Raw genomic sequence first — 17,239 nt, 5'->3', positions numbered from 1 at the left:
CCTATCGATATGGACCTTTCTCGGCAAACCTCACGGACCCGTTCGAAAATGCGATGGCAGGTTGCCCGCCTGGAGCCAGCGACAACACAGCTCGACTTGAATCAATTTTGTCCGACAACGTGATTCCCAGATACTCGGAGGTCCACAGCCCTCCATGAAGAGCTGCAAACGCAATGTTCGACTCATACCCGTCATCGTTATCCACAGTGAATCCGATCATCGGCTCTCCAGTTGGGCCAAACGAAAAGGAGCTTACAAAGCCCCAGTCCGAACCGGTGCTGATCGAAGTCGGATGCCACACGCCGTTCTGGTCCATCGTTGAATAGAACAAATAGCCACCCGCGTCATAATAGTCATAGGTTATCACCGGCAGCCCGGCGGGACCGAATCCAAGACACACCGCTCCGAATTCGTCTGTCACCTCCCCCTCCGGATCTCGCTCGACGATGACTTCTGTGTTCCAGATCCCGGCCGAGTATCGCGCCAGCTGAAGAGACAAGGAGTAGGATCCGATCTGAAATGCAATCGCCGGTTGTCCTTCCGGACCGAAAGCCAGTGACGGCGCCCTCCCCCCCGGTGCCGGGATCGTGCTCGCGGTCCAACTCCCCGCGCCTGCGTCAACCGCATAGCCAATCCCGTTGTCCTCGGTATCGTCATATGCGATGTGCGGAAGACCATCCGGCGAAAAGGCAAGGCAAGGCCGATACCCAGTGTCGCCTTCATCCACGTTCGCGATTTGCCAAACAGAACCGTCATAGGTGGCAACAGCCAATCCGTTCCCTGAGCCAGCGTCCCCATCCCGATGGAATGCAATCACCGGCTTCCCGGAGGGAGCAAAAGCCAACGAGGGATAAGCAAGGCTTCCAGCTAGTGTGTCCACGGTAGTCACTATCCAACCGCCTGTGGATCGTGAGCAGTATTTCAAGTGACCCGAGGCTCCGTCACAGTAGGCGATGGCGGGCACACCCGATGGACTGAACGCCAGCGAAAGGGGACCAACAGGGCTATCCGTGGAAGCGGTCTCGTACCTCCAGACGAGTTCCACGTTACCAGCTTGAAGAAGCAGCGTGTTCTGCTGTTGCAAAAGAGAAATCTGTTGCTGCTGGTCGACGACAAGGGTTTCGAGACCGCCGATTCGGTCCCAGATTTCCTGCAAGCTCTTCTGGGTCGGGCCGGGAGGTCCAGAAGGCACCAGTGGACCCTGGGCGTGGACCGTCGAGATGAGTGGGATGAGAAAGAACGGGATTTTCATGAGGTTAATCAGGGACTGAGGGGAAGGGCCGACTCGACACGGAAGAAGTGCCGTGAACCCGGGGGAAACGAAAAACTTCTGCTACTTGATTCTCCCGGATCCCCTGGTGACCAATCCGCCGAAACCGGCGACCACGATGCCACCGGATGATCCGTCCGATAGATCCGGTAGAGACGTCCGGGGTTGCTCTGGAATGTGAGCGAGGCCAACCCTGCCGCCGGGTCAATGGCCTGAGACAGAATCCTGAAACGTGACTGGGCCAACCGTGGATCTGTTCCAGCGCGGTATTCGGCGAGATCCGATTGACCATCGTGGTCATAGTCGGAAATGAAGTTGGCGACATTCCGGGAACCGAAGTGTCGGTACTCCCACGCATCCGAGATACCGTCACCATCGCCATCCACACGAACCAGAGCGGTGACCCGAACGTCGCCATCTTCAAAATTGAGCCATCCAACATTCGGAGCCCAAACGAAGCCCCGAAGTTTCCCCGTGGAAAAATCAAGCCGGGGTTTCCCCTCCGACTGTTCGAAAAGAAGCCACCCGATATTCCCGCCATACGCATACCCCGTCAACCCACCGTCCTGATCCACGTTGACGCCAAAATCCATCCCGTCCGTATTGCCGTATTCATAGCCATTCTCAGGGTCTTGATCTCCAAAGTTGATCCAACCCAAATTGGCCGCGTAGGCATACCCACCCAAACAGAAGTCGCTTGCCACGACACCTTCATCTTGGTGTCCCCGAAAATCGACCCATCCCGCGTTCGAAAAATATCCGAACCGATCGACCTCCGAGATGTTCGGGGAGGCACGAAGAATCGAGCCACACGACAAGAGACCGGCAAGAATCACGAAGATGGAAACCATTCCACGGTGTTCTGCCGCCGGTTTCGGCCGGGCCCCGTCTCCTCGATGAAGGACTCGTCGTTCAGCTACGCGAGACCCAACAAGTTCTCGTGATTGCTTTCCAAATTGGGGAGAAGAATTGGAAACCATTGCCACTTACAGTAGCTTGAGATGATTAGTGATATGACACTTCATGCCAAGAAGAATCTCTAATCTCATCGAATGGTAACTATTAGAATAATTGATTATTACAGATAATTCTTAGTCAGTTCTTATTAATACACATTTGGTCATCATGCCTCACGCCCTCGGAGCCAATTCGCACCCGGATTCCTGAGCGTATTTCAGATGAGTCTTAATTGGATGTGCCGTTATCCGGCCTGGAGCACTGATCCGGGGATTCATGGAGACATATCACGCTTCACGGCGCGAGAATCCGGTAGAAGCCCTTGCTTGCCGAGGTCCGGACCGAATCGGTATCGGTGAAACTCACGGGGCCGTCGGCGACCGGGTTGAAGCTGGCGATGGTGGTGAAGGGCACCGAGAGATCGGGCGAGTACTGGACATGGTAGGAATGCCCGGTGACTCCGGGGAACTCGACAAGGTTGCCCCCTCCGGCGGTCTTCGACACCTCCGGCAGGAAGACCGAGGTGCGATCGAACGGATTGGTGCCGAAGGCGATCTCGGCCTCGTTCGACTGGCCGTCGTGGTCGCGGTCCTCACCCGGCGGGAGGCCGGCGTACGCCTGTGCCTGGATTTCCTGCGCGGTGAGGGCGTGGACGTAGATGCGGACGTCATCGATCCGGCCATCCATCGGCGTGCGGCCGGTGGGCAAGCAGCCCGGGTCGGCGCCGATGTGGAAATTGCTCTCGGGGCTGTCGAAGGGGAGCGCGTTGGCATGAGGGGTCGACCCGACTTCCGAGCCGTTGACGTAGAAACGCAGCGTCGCGCCGTCATAGGTGGCGGCGGCGTGAACCCACTGGCCGGTCTCGACCGGCGAGGGATCGACCAGCCAAGTGGAATCGACCGAGTTGTTTGCCGAACGGCTGCTGAAGACGAGGCTGCCCGGGAATCCCACCGCGACAACTTCCAACTGGCCGACAGCAAGGTGCCAGCTCGCCCAACTGGAACAGCCGAGCCCGTGATAGAGGATCGCCTGGTTGGCCGCGCTATCGAGATTGACCCAAGTGGACACCGTGTAGGCATTGTTGAGGGCACGGAGCTTCAGAAGGTCGTCGGTCGGCACCGTGATCCAGTTGTCACTCCCCGAGAAGTCGAGCGCGCCACCGTTCACGCCACCGGTCGGCATCCAGCCGGTCGCTCCGTGGATGGCCCCGTCATGATCGCCCGCGGCATCGGACACGGCGGCACCGGAGGACGCGTCGAATTTCCAATGGGCGACGAGACCGGGCTCATTGCCCGCATCTTCTTTCACGAAGGTGATGTGGTTGAGATTCACGTTGGCAGCCGCCCAGTTCGTACGAAGGGTCTGCACGCCGGCGTCGAGCGACATGCCGGTCACGACATAGGTGCGGAAGGTCTGGAAGGCTCCGGTGGGGTCGAAGTAGAAATCGCCGGTCTTGCTGACGCCTTCGAATTCCAGGTTAAAGCCTCCACCGATGGATGGATTGGCGACGCGGACGTAGGCGCTGTATCGGCCCGCGCTCGCCACGTCCACGGTGTGCTCGATCCACTCGCCGTATTCGGTGAAGGCGATATTGTAGCCGCCGCCGACATCGGTGCAGTTCTCGATATCGACGCCCTCGTCGGGACGGTAGGCACCCCCGTTGTTGGTCGCGTCGTAGTCAAGGTAAGCGAGCGGCGGCAACGTCGCCTCGTCGTAGTCCTCGGCCTGGATCATGCCGGGAATCGCGTGCGGAACATGGCCCGGCGTGAACGGGCGGCGCGGGATCACGAAGTCGGTCTCGGTGATATCCGCTTCCCCGAATCCGGCGGAGATTCCGACAACCGCGGTCGTGGCGTCGATGCCGAGCCAGCTGATGCGGATCCGGCCGTCGTAGAACAATTCGATCTGGAACGTATTGGAGTTGGTGGTGCTGAATACCGGCACGGCCTCCCAAGTGATCACCGAGCGGTCGGGGAAATTCTCCGCCTTCACCGTGCCGCCTGCCGTCGGATTCAAGTCATGGGACAATGCGGCGATGGCTTGCCGGGAGAGGAACGTGGACAGGTTTGACGGGATCGCCGGGGATTCCTCGCCGAACGCGATGTAGCCGTTCGAGCAAACCTGCACCGTTTCATGGTTCACCCCGCGGAACGGAAATGGCTGCGCTCCGGTGAACCAGGGGACCGAACTGTCATCCGTGAGCTCGATCTCCTTCGCGGCCGCACCATGAGTGGTCGGCAGCGCCGTGATGGCACTCGGCACGTGGGAGAATCCCGCGTCCGAATCGTCCGGCGTGAAAAGGATCGACGTCCCGTCGAGATCGAACGGGTCCAGGTTGCTATTGCTGAAATTCTCCACGATCCCGCCGAGACCGGTGTCTGTGGTGATGTAGAGCGTGTAGCCTCTGATGGATCCCGAGTCTCCGGCGAAATCGTCCACCACCCACAGGGTCCACGTCCCGTTGGGGTCGGCGTCGTTGAAGGTCGCAAGGGAGGTGCTGCGCGAATCGACAACCGGCCGGCCAGGGAAGGGATCGCCGCTCCCGTTGTAATCCGAGGGTTGGTAGCTGCCCGAGACCGGGGCGATACCGTTATCGACGGGTCCCGGCGCGTCGTCGTCGAACAGGAGTGAAATGTCCGTCAGGTCATCGGAACCACCCGCGTCCGACATCAACAGCACTTCCCGTCCATCCGGACCGACCAGGAGGATGTCCAGGTCGTCGAAGTGGGTGTGGGTGATTCCCCACAGATGGACGTCGAGGTTGACGATCCGGCCCTCCATTCCGTTGACGGTGATCGGTATCGGATAGCGGTCCGCGGGTCCGGAACCGGGGATCGTGGCGAGGGGTGTCGAGTCGTAATTTCGGTAAGTATCGCCGGAGCTCGCGCCGTGCACGACGCCGTTGATCCAGATGTAATCGACGCCCGCGAGGTCGATCGATCCGGAGAACAGTCCGAAGGAAAGCGCGCTGGTGTCGAAGGTGGCGGTGATGTTGACACTGCCGCCGGCGGGGACGGTGCCGCTGGAGGGACTGACGCTCGCCCAGGGAAGCGATTCATTGATCGTGAACGGCGCGCTGGCATTGCCACGGTTGATCACGGCGAAGGTGACCGGCGCGGGGCTTTCCCCCTCGATCGTGCTGAGTCCGAGACTGCGGACCGAAAGCGCGAGCTCCGCCGTGGAAGAAGTCCGCACCACCACGTTGTCGAGCTCGATACCGTCGAACGGCCACGAGGAATCGTCGTGGTGCTGGAAGCGGATGCGGAAGTCATCGCTGTAGCTGATTCCCGCCGTGGCGATCGCGGCGTCGAGGTCGAGCTGCTCGCGCTGCCAGACTCCGTCCGTGCGGCTTTGCGGAGACCACTCGGTGACGCCGTACCAGGTCTGCCCGTCGGCGCTGATGCAGACGCCATCGCCCGGACGGATGCCGGTGTGGGCGGCCATCGTGAGCGCGTTGGTTTCATCCCCATTGTCCCGCCAGTCGTAGGAAAGGAAGACCCCGGACTTGCCGGCGAGATCGAGGTGGAGGATCGCGGCATTGGTCGTGGCGTCCCCGGTGGTATCCATCCGCAAGGCACCATCCACGATCCGGGTCCGACCATGCTGGCCACCGTCGAGCAAGGTCCATCCGCCCGCAGGGACGGGCGTGCCGCTGTCGAAGGCCTGGGTGTAGGAGCCGGCGGCATCGAGGGTCTGCGCCACCGGGGTGCCGAGCAATTCCCGGATCGCGGCGGCGATGTCCGGGAGCGGCCCCACTTTTCCCCAGCCGACGGAGTCCTCGATGATGATCTGGTCGACGGCGATCCGGTTGCTGCCGGCGTTGGCGTTCTGCCCGGTGACCGTGAAGCGGATTTTCTTGGGACCGGAATTGGTGAACGACGCGGTGCCCACCGTGACGACGTTGGCCGCGCAACAGGAGCTCCGGTACTGATCGACCGTCGCGCCGAGATTGGTGAAGCCACCGCCGCTGTCGTCATGGGAAAGCTGGTAGATCCCGAGGTCGCTGGAAGTGATCTGGCGGACTTTCACCACGTAGGAGCCGCGGTTGATGTTGGGAAGGGTGAACTCGAACGAGTTGCCGACGGCGGTCGTTTCCAGCCGCTTGAAATCCCCGCTCGCACCGCCGCCGGAGCTGGTCGTCACTGCGGTCCCGCTGACCGAGGCCACCGTCAGCGACTCCGCCTCGTACGTGCCGATGCCGCTGGAAACACCCCCGCCGAGCGTCTGCGGCGTGCCGGTGTCGATCAGGAGTTGGCGCAGCTCGCGCGGGCTGAGGGTCCGCTTGAGTTCCGCCTTGGCCACCGATTGCACCGCCACGCAAGCCGACGCGACGATCGGTCCGGCCGAGCTCGTTCCATTGAAGGTGCCGGTGTAGAGCTGGTTGCCGATCTGGCCGTCGATGAGGCTGGTTTCCGTCCAGCCATCGACATTGGCAAGGTTGCCGTAGCCGGTGGCGGCGACGTTTTGACCCCAGCCCTGCAAGTGCACCGGCGTGCCGTGGCTGCTGAAGTTCAGCTTGAAGTGGGTGTTATTCGAGGTTCCCGCGCCGTTGATGATGGCCCCGTTGTCACCCCGCGAGCGGTACGGGATGAAGGTGTCACGGTCGAGGTCGGCGTTGCCGTTGCCGGCGGTGATGACCACCACGATGCCACAGTCGGTGGCGGCCTTGACGGTGTTCCAGACCGTCGGATCGAGGTCGGCGGGGCCGTTGCCGCCGGTATTGAATTCGCTGGCCGGGAACGGACCATTGGTTTGCTGCTCCAGCAGGATCACGTCGCCGGCCCGGCACTCGTCGACCAGCAGGCCCAACGCCACCGGCCGGGCTCCGGTCACGAACTCGGAGGCGAAGAACAGCTTGGTGTCCGGCACGACCCCGGTGACCCCGTAGCCGTTGTCGCCCGCCGCCATGATGCCCATCACGGCGGTGCCGTGCTGTCCGCCCAAGGGATGGTCGAGGGGTGTGGCGGGATTGCCGCCGCTGGAAGTCAGCACCTGGAGCATCACGCCACCGGTGACATCGGTGATGAGCGGAGTGCCGGATGCATCCGTCAGATCCTCGTGGTTGATATTGGCCGCCCACTCGGTATCGCCGAAGCGCATGTCGCGGCCACTCGCGCCGTACTCACCCGCGGCCAGATCGACGCGGGTACCGAAGGTGGCGTTGCGGTAATTCTGGTTCGCAACGAAGCTGCCGGTCGGCGGCGCGATATCGACCGGCGGCAACGGACGGCGGTCGAGCGCTTCCAGGTAGGCGTACTCGACCTGCGGGAGGCGGTTCAGGCGGGTCGCGAGCGCGAAGGCCCCATCGGGCGACCGGTCGCTGCCGGTGGCGATCAAGGTGCCGTTCAAATCGGCCTGAGCGTTGCCCGAAGCCTGTTCCGCCCGGGCGACGAGGGCCGCCATTTTCGCCGAGTTCTCGCCGAAGGCATCCTCGAAACGAACACCGAATTCCTCGATCACCTTCACCAGTTCCGCCGGCGCTTGCTTCGCGATCAAGCTCACCCGGCCATCGTCCAGCGGCCTCGCGCGCAGGGGATCCATGAATTTCACCATCACCTGCAACTCGTTGCCCTCCGGCTTGACCACCGGCGTCTTCTCGAACGGGATCCTCGGCACCAGTTTCGCGCGACGGGCCTTCTCCTCGTCCGAAAGCACCGGCGGATCACGTAGCTCGATGACATCCACGGCCCCGGCCGCGACCGGCATGGGCCGTGCCGTCGATTTCGTCACCGGGGAGGCATCGTCCACCGGAGCCGACTCTTCCTCCCCGGAGTGATCGGCCGCGATGGCGCGTGATGCGTTCTCCTGCGACTCCGTCAGCTCTTTGTCCCTCGATGGCTTCCGGTGAAAAAGAAGGAACGCGATGCCGAGCAGCAGGAAGGCGACGAGAAGGAACCGGGATCTTTTCATCGGAGGAGGGATGGCGTTGGAGGCTGTGCAGGCAAGACTCACCCGGCCTCTGCAATCATCCCACGATACGATCGTGACGGGGGATCAACCGCCGGCCCCTTGACCAAGGAAAGGACAGGCGGAAAAAGGGAATTTCACCGAGGGGGCGCTATACTCAACGGACTCCCCAAAGGAGGGTCAAGGTTCAAGGCACCGGTTTGACACGCGGCCCCGCCTTCTGCTTCATGGCACCCGGTGAGTACCATCGGCATCCGTCCCAATTTCACACAGCACCTTCCCCTGCCACCGGACGAGGCACAGGCGAGTATTGTCGGGACGGTGCGTTCGGAGAGTGAGGACTTCGAGGTGAAGAGCTTTCCAGGTTTCGTGTGCGTGCGCATTCCCACGGAGGAACGCCATTTCTGGTCACCCCGGTTGAATCTCTCGCTGGAGCCCGAGGACGATGGCTCGACGCGGATCGAGGGCATCTACGGTCCCAACGCGAACGTCTGGTCCTTGTTTCTCTATGGCTACCTGATCACCGCCAGCTTCGCGATTTTCGGCGGGTCGCTCGGATTCGCGCAGTGGCAGCTCGGCCGCACCGCGTGGGGGCTGTGGATCTTCTGGACCTCACTGATCCTGATCGTCGCGCTCTATCTGCTCGCCCGCATCGGCCGGAAACTGGGAGCTCCGCAAACCGCCCGCCTCCACCAGCTCTATGAACTGGCGATTGGACGGACGGTCGAGTTGCAGAACGGCTGACGCTTGCCGGATCAAGGGGCGGCGATCACCTCCACCCGCGCGAAGCGTCGCGCGCCGGTCGAAGGCACCACGTCACGGTAGGTGACGGTTTCCGAGCCGTCGCCGTGGTCGGTCGCATTCACCAGCGCCGCGGAGGTCGCCCAGGACTGGAGATTGCCACTGAATTGCGGCCGGATCGCGTATCCGGGTGCCGAGATCACCCGCGTGAAGGTGATCGTCAGGTAGTCGTCGGTCACACCGCCGACCTCGAATACTTGCATACCGACCTGTGGTGCGGCACCGGTGGAAAGCACCCGCGGGTCGGTACCGAAGGCGAGCTCGATGGCATTCGCGAGTCCGTCGTGATCCGCATCGGCCTCCGGTCCGGAGACCGTCGGGTCATCCAGCTCTTCCGGCGAAAAATGCAGGCTCGCCCAGTAGCCGTAGTAGTCGCCACCGGTGCCGGGCGTGCCGGCAGGGGCGGCGCTGGCCTTCCAGTTGGAGCCTTGCGCGTGATCCGGAAGGCCGAAGGAATTCACCAGCTCGAGCGAAGGCCCGTCGCCGTCCGGCTCGACCGGCCAGCCGTCTCCGTCGTCGTAGACAAAGTCACGGATGAAGCTGGTATCGGCCGCGGTGATGAGGATCCGCTCGCCACCGTTGGAAAGGCTCGATCCGCCGTCGGGCGACGCCGGATCCCCCCACTCGCCGGCGACCGGGAGACCGCTGCCGTAGCGCAGTTCGAAGGCGGCACGATTCCGGACCACCAGCACCACCTGACCGGGGTCCAGCACGGTCAGCTCGGCGCCAGTGAAGTCGAAGTCGAAGCTGTTGCTGATCACCACGCCGGTGAGATCGATCGTCTCGTCGGACACGTTCTGGAGCTCGATGTATTCGAAGACGCCGTCCTCGGTGTAGCCGGCCGCCTCCTCGGCGGGGCTCGGGTTGGCGGGGTGATACATGATCTCCGACACCACCAGCGAGGCGGCGCTGGCCGGCGTGCTGACGATGTAGCGGGCCACCACCGGGCCGCTCCACTGGCCGCCCTGGTAGGAACGCGCGATCAAGGTCGTGGTGTCACCGATCACCGGGTCCGTCCCGGCGTAGGCGGCCGCCGCCCCGCTGACGGCCCCTCCGGGCAACCGGGGGTCGCTGCCATCCAGGGTGAAGTAGAGCGTTCCGGCGGTCGGCACGAGGGAGACCGTCTGGCCAGGGGTGACCGCGCCGCCGGCCTCCACGATCGGCGGCGCGACGAACTGCGTGTCGATCCAGGCCGCCCGTTGCATCAACCAGTTCTTAAGGTGATCGACCTCGCCCGCATAGCCGCTGAGCGCCGAAAGCGGTCCGCCGTTGGGCGCGACGTTGGACCAGCGCTGCTGGTTGCGCACCTGGCTTTCCTGCAGTTCCGACACCATCCCGTCGACGCGCGAGGTCATCGCCAGATCGCTGAACTCGCCGCGCCGGAGCTCTTGCCAGCGGTCGATCCATTTCTGCATGAAGTCCGGATCCTGGAACAGGCGGCCCCAGTAGTCGTATTCGAAGAAGGCGAGCGTCTCGCCCTGGTTGTTGTCCTGCCAGCCCACCGGGTTGGCCGCGCGGTTGTCATTGTCCGGACCCATCCCGCGGTCGAAGTCCCAGATCGGCCCGAAGGCCAGCTTCCCGCCCCGCGGCTTGTAAAGATAGGTGCTCAGGCGCAAGCCGTCGGGGTCCTTGCTGAAGGCCACCATAAGGTGGTGGTCGATCGAGGCGTCGACATCGAGCCAGGCCGCGTAGCCGCTCGCCGGATCCTTGAAGTTCGGCCCGTAGAGCGCGCTTTCCAGGTCGTCGATGTAGCCGCGGATGTAGGCCGATTGGGCCGGGGTGATGTTCTGCTCCTTCGGATAGACGTAGGTGAAATAAGGTTGCGGGCTCGCGTTGGGCGGGTCGGAGGGATGGTTCAGGGCGCTGCGGAAGCCCTGGTCCCCGGGATCGAGGCGGTCGATGCTCAGCATGTAGCCGCCCGAGACGTCGGGCTCCTGGTTGTCCCAGGGATCGAGTTTCTCGACATCCACCCGGTCGCCGTCACGGCTGATCCGCTCCATCAGGACGTAGACTCCCTGGTAATCCGCGGTGTCGAGGCTGCCGCCGTTGGTGTTCAGGTAGACTTCGCAAAACCGCGTGCGCGGGGCGTAGTCGCCGATCGCGTTGCTGACGCCGAAGAGGAACGCGTTGCGGACCATCGCCCGGTCGTAGCTGTAGGGGGCGTAGAGGATCCACTCGTCGTGGTTCGACATGCCGAGCAGGTTGACGTCCTTCTCTTCCTCGCTGCCGTCCTGCCAGAACTCGACCCGGTAGCTGCCCTTCGCGTCGAAGATGGTCGACGATCCGCGGCGCTTGATCCCGGTCCGGTTCGCGACCGTGGGCGCGGAGGCGAGCGAGGTGCGGCCGGTGACGCCGTCCGGCTCGAACAGGGTGAAGTACGAAGCTTGCAGGGTTTGCTGGCTGGGAATGTCGCCCGCGTTGAAGTTCTCGATCACCACCACCGGCAGGTCGGAGGTCTGGGCGGCAAGGCCCGAGGTGATCTTGAGGAAGGCCCCTGCCGCGACATCGCCGGGTGCCTTGCCCGTCTCGAAGGAGCGCGCCTTGACCTGCGTGGTCTCTGACACCGTGATCGGCCCGGTGTAGAGCAATGAAGCGCCGTCCGGAACCGATCCATCGAGGGTGTAGCGGATCTGTGCCGAGGCCGATTCCACCGCCAGCGCCACCTGAACCGAGGAAGTGAAGGTGCCGGGAGCCGTCAGGAATTGCACCGGATCGCCCGGGGCGCCAGGGCTGGTGTCGTTCGCGCTTCCGGGGGTCGGGGCGGTGAAATAATCGAGCCCGGCGCCGGGGACCAGGCCGTAGGACACGTCATCGAACTGCGCGGGAAAGACCGGGGCGAAGGCGTCGACCGGGGTGTTGCCGGGCCCCGTCAGGGCGAGGTATTCCCCGTCCTTCGACAGCGAGAAGTCGCTGTGCAACTCCTGCCCCGGACCGCCGCGGTTCTTGCCCGACGCGAAGACGACCTGATAGCCCTCCGCCTCGACGGAACTGCCGGCCGGGAAGGGCCAGAGGGCGACCAAAGTCTCATCATCGGTGAGCCCGTAGCCGTCGAGGGAGATCGCAAAGGGGTTCGGATTGTAGATTTCGATCCAGTCCGACAGATCGTGATCTTCGTCGAGATAGGCCACGTCGTCGTCGCCGGCCTTGGCGAGGATTTCATTGAGCCGCGGCGACGCCACGGTGGCACCGACGTAGACCGTGATGGACTGCGTGGTCGTTCCGCCCGAATTCGTGCCGTCCAGGGTGTAGGTCCGCGTTGACGTCGGCGACACCACCAGCGACGCGCTGGCCCCCACCGGGATCACGCTGCCGCCATTGGTAAGCGTCACGCTGTCGGCGTCGGTGACTTGCCAGGTCAGCGTGGCACTGCCACCCGGGGACACGTTGACCGCCGTCCCGGATTCCACCGTTCCCGCCGTCACGGTGAAGGCCATCGCCGGCGCGTCGGTGACCTGGTTCAGCGAGAACTCGTAGCTCGCGAAGCGGGTGTCGGGGTAGTCCACCGTCGCCTGGCTCTGGTCGTCGAGGGTCGTCCAGTTCGAGCCGTCGTTGCTGCCTTGGAACAGCCAGCGGACCGGGTCGCGGCCGGAGGCGTCGTTGGCCGTCGTGAAGCCATAGTGGTGGACGTTCGTGGGGGTTCCGAAGTTGAAGACCACCGGGCTGCGGTTGAAATCGAGCCACTTGGTGTTGACGTTCCCATCGACCAGATTGGCCGGCCCTTCCCCGTCCGGATTGTTGCCACCGGGATTGCTGACCGCCGGAACCGCTGCGACCGGCCCCGTTGACGAGAAAAATGAGAACTCCGAAAGCTGGACCGTCCGGTTCCGCGAGCTGCCGCTCCGGGTCCGCTCCGTGCTGAACCGGTAATACTGGTAATTTACTGCAAAAGCATCGGCGGCAAATGCAAGCAAGAGACTGGCGGTGAGTCCGTAAGGCAGGTTTTTGGGGAACATCGGGGATTATTAACGCGGAAAGCGAGGTCGCGGTGTAGTGGACGGCCGAATTTGGGGGGAGACCCGGGCCGGACGGGGCCGTTCTGAAACACGGCAAATGCCGGGAGGTTTTGGGAAATCGCCGCGGAGTCGTGCCCGCGGAGGTTCCGCAGGATCCTTGACCCGTACCACCGCCCTCCCTAGACAACACCCTGTGCATTGGAAGCTGCAGCCAAGGTCCGCGCACGGGTCGCTACCGCTGGCGGACCCATCGCCCGATTCCCGGCTTGCTTCCGCTTGGAACGCCCTCGGCAGGCTCTTTGCGAGCGGCGAGGTCGATCGCGATCCACGCCTGAGGATCCTGTGCGGCTGCCTGCTGCTGTTTTTCCACATGACCTTCCACGAGTGGTGGGACCAGGCCTTGTCGCTTTGCACCGCGGGCGACCGCTTGTTTCTCAATGCGCCGGCACCGCTACTGGGGAATCTCACCGGCGTGGTCTTCATGGATCTCCTCCAAACGAAGTCCTACCTCTACGGATTGGGCCTTTTGAGCCTCGCCGGGCTGTTTTCCCTCGTCGTCTCGCGAGACAGCCGCTTCCCGCTCGCGGCCCTCGCGTTCCTGTTCGTCAACAAGCTCTACTTTTACCTCTGCGACTTCCGCCTGTTCGCCAACTTCCACCACTTCCACCTTTTCTACAGCCTCGCGTTCCTGGTGGCCCGCGACAAGCTGCGCTTCTTCCGCCTGACCCTGGCGGTCTCGTACGTGATGTCCGGCCTGGTGAAATTGTCGCCGTCCTGGCTGGCCGGCGACTACTTCAATTCCTTCCCGGGCAAGCTACCTTTCCTGCCGAAGCAGGACTGGGTCGTGAGCGCCGCCTGCATCGGGGTCACGGCGCTGGAATTGATCGGTCCCCTGTTCTGGTTCAGCCAGTTCCGACGGCTCCGGCAGCTGACCTTCGCGGCCTTCGTGCTGTTCCACCTCTATTCCGGCGTCATCGTCGGCTTCTGGTACACCACCCTGATGCTGCCGCTGGTGCTCGCCGCCTTCCAGGGCTTCGACGAACCCCTGCTCGCGGGCTACCGCTACACTCGGCGCCACCTGGCGTCCTTCGCCCACTGCGCGGTCGCCCTGCTGGGCAGCCTCCTCCACTTCCTCATCCCCGGGGACGTGCGGTTCACCGCGGAGGGGCGCTACCTCGGGCTGTTCATGTTCGATGCCCGCCACTCGGTGCGCTTCGAAAGCACGATCGAGAAGGGCGACAAGCGCTGGATCATCCAGGTGTTCCGCGACTGGCCCGTCAAACCCGGCGGCGCGCCGGTCGAGAACTGGATCAGCTGCGTGTTCCAGGAGGGAAACCAGCCGCTCCAGCAATTCGAGGTCACGCGGCCGATCCTCGACGGCGACCAGATCATCTTCAACCCGGACTACTTCAACTTGGCGCGAATGCGGATCAGCGGCGACCCCTACCTCTACTATCACTACGGCCGCGAGCTGGTCCGGCGCTATCACCCGGACCGACTTGCCCTCGTGATGGAACAACAGCTCGACCGCAAGTCCGAAACCCAGACGCTCCTCTACCTACCCGACTTCACCCGTCTCGATCCGTCCTACCGTCCGCTCCGGCGCAACGACTGGATCCGGTTGCCCGTTCCTCCGCGGGAAACGGACTGACGGCAGGAATGCCCGCCGTTCAGGAGACGACCGCCTTTCCGGCCGGGTCCTTGCGTCCGGCCTTCTGGCGCGAGGTGACCTCGCGGAACCTCGGCTCGTAGTCCTTGTGGTTGGTGCCCATCAGGCGGTCCCAGAAATTGAAGTAGAGCCCGTAGTTTCCCCGCATCGACTCGTGGTGCATGGCGTGGTTGGTCGGCGTGTTCAGGATCTTGCCGAGCCAGGTGTCCATCATCCGGCGCGGGTAGATCTCGTAGCCGGTGTGCCCGACCACGTTGAAGGTGATCTGCCAGCCCATGAAGATGGCGAAGGCGAAGGGATGCATCGGCATCACGAACATCGCGAGGGGGAAGATCCCCGCCTCGACGACCGCTTCTGCGGGCGCAAACGAGTAGGCCGCCCAGGGCGTCGGGTTGTGGGACAGGTGATGGACCCGGTGGAAGGTCTTGAACAGGCGCCGGTGATGCATCAGGCGGTGAGTCCAGTAGAAGTAGGCGTCGTGGAGCAGGATCGCGAAGAGGATCGACGCCCCGAACCAGAGCCAGCCACGGTCCTCGATCCGCCAGTACATCTGCGTCCACCCGGCCCTCGCGGCCTGCACGGTGAGGGCACCGATGATCGCGAAAATCACCACCGAGGAGGCGGAGTACGCCATTTCCCGGCGGACATCGGACGATGCCGGGAAGCGGGCGATGATTTTGCGGTGAAACCAGCGGTTCTTGAACAGCCAGTAACCGAGACACCAGGCGAGGCCCGCCGTGAGGGCGTAGCGAATGGCAAGCGCGACGCTCATGCCGCCAGCCAGTTCGATGAAACCCGGGGAGAAGTGGAGGACGAGAGCAGATACGTTCATCGGGAATCGGGGAATATGCCAGAAGGGTCACCACACCGAAAGCAGCGCGATCGCTGCCGGCGGATACCCGCAAAACATTACTGAATGAATGATTCAGTCAAACTCAAAACCAGGCGCATCGCAGCGGCAATGGCCGTTGGGCGACCTCGCGAGAACGCCCGGAGCCATGAAACGAGCCGGCGGATCGGTCGTATGGTCCGGACCATGCGCCTGTTCCCGCCCGCCACCGGCCTGTTCCTCGCCCTCCTCCTCGGCCCCCTCGCGTCGGCGGAGCAAGCTTCCAAGTCGCTGATTTCCAACAGTGATTTCGAACGTGGAGCGGAAGGTTGGCCGCAGCCGGGCGGCGCAAGCATCGGGGACGAGGAGGGAAATCATTTTCTCCGGCTGCAGTTCAACGGGCCGGACCAATTCCTTTCCACCCCGCGCCAAGTCGCCGTGGGTGACGACCAGAAGGCCTACTCCTTCTCGTTCCGCGCGCGGTGGCGGGACATCGCACCCGGCGACAAGCCCTGGCACGACGGCCGGATCATCCTCGACTTCAAGGACTCCGCCGGGAAGCGCCTCGCGAGCCCGTCGCCACCCTATTTCAAAGGCAGCTCGAAAGGCTGGGTCACCCGATCGATGGAATTCCTGGTTCCCGCCGGCGCGGTCCGCCTCGAGATTACCCCGGCGCTGTTCCAGGTGAAGGGCGGTTCGCTCGACCTCGACGACCTGACCCTGACCGCCATCCCCGCCGGGCCGGTGACCGAACGACAAAAGGCCGCCGAGGCCGCCCGCACCGCCGAGGTCGAGCGGCGCGCCGCCCAGGTGAAGCCGCAGGTGCCGGTGCCGGCGGCCGACAAGATGCCGCCGGCGCTGCGGGTCGCCGGCAACCGGATCCATACCGACGACGGCACCGACATCTGGCTGCAGGGGATCTCGATCCCCAGCCTCGAATGGTCGGCCGGCGGCGAGCACATCCTCGAGTCGGTCGGCGTCGCCATCGACGGCTGGAAGGCCAACTGCATCCGGCTCCCCGTCCGCGAGCACTTCTGGGCCGGAACCGGCCCCTACCAGAACGACGGCGGCGCCCGCTACCGGCAGCTGGTCGAGGATGCCGTGAACCTGTGCGCCGCCAAGGGCGTCTATCTGGTGCTCGATCTTCACCGCTTCCGCGCACCGGAGGAAAAGGACATCCGCTTCTGGCGCGATGCCGCCAAGAAATTCGCCAACCATCCCGCCGTGCTCTTCGAGCTCTTCAACGAGCCGCACGACATCTCCTGGGAAGTCTGGCAGAAGGGCGGCGCGGTGGCCGATGAAAAGAGCCCCGGCAACGTCGTCGCCGAGAACGGCGAGGAACTACGAGGTTTCCAGTCGGTCGGCATGCAGGCCCTGCTCAACGCCGTCCGCGGCACCGGCGCGCGCAATCCGGTGATCGTCGGCGGACTCGACTGGGGCTACGACCTCTCCGGGATCCTGGAAGGCCACGGGCTCGCCGACCGGGACGGGCGCGGCATCATCTACTCGTCGCACGTCTATCCCTGGAAGCGCGACTGGAAGAGCAAGTTCCTCGCCCTGGCCGACCGCTACCCTTTGTTCATCGGCGAGCTCGGCGGCGAGGAGGAGCCGATGTCCTTCCTCGGCCCGGACCAGCACGAGGATCCGTATACCTGGGTGCCGGACATGCTGGGATTGATCCGCAAGCGTCACCTGCACTGGACCGGCTGGTCGTTCCACCCGAAGGCCTCGCCGCGCATCCTCGTCGACTGGAACTACACCCCCACCCCGTTCTGGGGCCGCTTTGTGAAGGACGCGCTCGACGGCAAGGAGTTCGAACTCAAGCGGCTCCGCTGACCGGAAAATCGATCGGA

The 17,239-nt window shown here is 63.7% G+C and carries 8 protein-coding genes; 3 read left to right on the top strand and 5 right to left on the bottom strand.

Annotated elements, in window-relative coordinates; translation table 11 throughout:
• Position 1: 1 nt before the first annotated feature.
• From IG178_RS16560 to IG178_RS16550, 3 genes are all read right to left on the bottom strand, one after another.
• Positions 2 to 1,252 carry a hypothetical protein gene (locus tag IG178_RS16560; RefSeq protein ID WP_193213685.1) on the bottom strand — a complete coding sequence of 417 codons (1,251 nt, stop codon included), beginning with the start codon at positions 1,250 to 1,252 and terminating at the stop codon, positions 2 to 4.
• 8 nt (positions 1,253 to 1,260) lie between these two features.
• Entirely contained in the window at positions 1,261 to 2,121 is an 861-nt protein-coding gene (locus IG178_RS16555; RefSeq protein ID WP_193213684.1) for a hypothetical protein, read from the bottom strand.
• Positions 2,122 to 2,521: 400 nt separating this feature from the next.
• The gene (locus IG178_RS16550) at positions 2,522 to 8,137 is read right to left on the bottom strand and encodes a LamG-like jellyroll fold domain-containing protein (RefSeq protein WP_193213683.1); all 5,616 of its coding nucleotides are present in this window, start codon (positions 8,135 to 8,137) and stop codon (positions 2,522 to 2,524) included.
• A 234-nt stretch (positions 8,138 to 8,371) separates the two neighbouring features.
• Between IG178_RS16550 and IG178_RS16545 the strand changes: the two genes are divergently transcribed.
• Positions 8,372 to 8,878, top strand: coding sequence for a hypothetical protein (locus tag IG178_RS16545; protein WP_193213682.1), 507 nt, complete (start codon positions 8,372 to 8,374; stop codon positions 8,876 to 8,878).
• A gap of 11 nt (positions 8,879 to 8,889) precedes the next feature.
• Here the strand turns inward: IG178_RS16545 and IG178_RS16540 are convergent, their stop codons facing one another.
• Complete coding sequence (locus tag IG178_RS16540) at positions 8,890 to 12,888, bottom strand: CotH kinase family protein (RefSeq protein WP_193213681.1); 3,999 nt, start codon at positions 12,886 to 12,888, stop codon at positions 8,890 to 8,892.
• Positions 12,889 to 13,081: 193 nt separating this feature from the next.
• Between IG178_RS16540 and IG178_RS16535 the strand changes: the two genes are divergently transcribed.
• Positions 13,082 to 14,539, top strand: a complete 1,458-nt coding sequence (locus IG178_RS16535) for a hypothetical protein (RefSeq protein WP_193213680.1) — start codon at positions 13,082 to 13,084, stop codon at positions 14,537 to 14,539.
• Between the two features lie 19 nt (positions 14,540 to 14,558).
• On the opposite strand, the gene IG178_RS16530 is transcribed toward IG178_RS16535, so the two are convergent.
• Positions 14,559 to 15,389 (bottom strand): sterol desaturase family protein, encoded by an 831-nt coding sequence (locus tag IG178_RS16530; protein WP_193213679.1) that lies wholly within the window; start codon positions 15,387 to 15,389, stop codon positions 14,559 to 14,561.
• Between the two features lie 204 nt (positions 15,390 to 15,593).
• Between IG178_RS16530 and IG178_RS16525 the strand changes: the two genes are divergently transcribed.
• The gene (locus tag IG178_RS16525; RefSeq protein ID WP_193213678.1) at positions 15,594 to 17,222 is read left to right on the top strand and encodes a glycoside hydrolase family 5 protein; all 1,629 of its coding nucleotides are present in this window, start codon (positions 15,594 to 15,596) and stop codon (positions 17,220 to 17,222) included.
• The last annotated feature ends 17 nt before the right edge of the window (positions 17,223 to 17,239 follow it).

Source organism: Neoluteolibacter marinus (assembly GCF_014904755.1).
GTDB classification, from domain to species: domain Bacteria; phylum Verrucomicrobiota; class Verrucomicrobiia; order Verrucomicrobiales; family Akkermansiaceae; genus Haloferula; species Haloferula marina.
The sequence above is the reverse complement of the archived record's forward strand: the minus strand, read 5'-3'. Positions and strand labels throughout refer to the sequence as shown.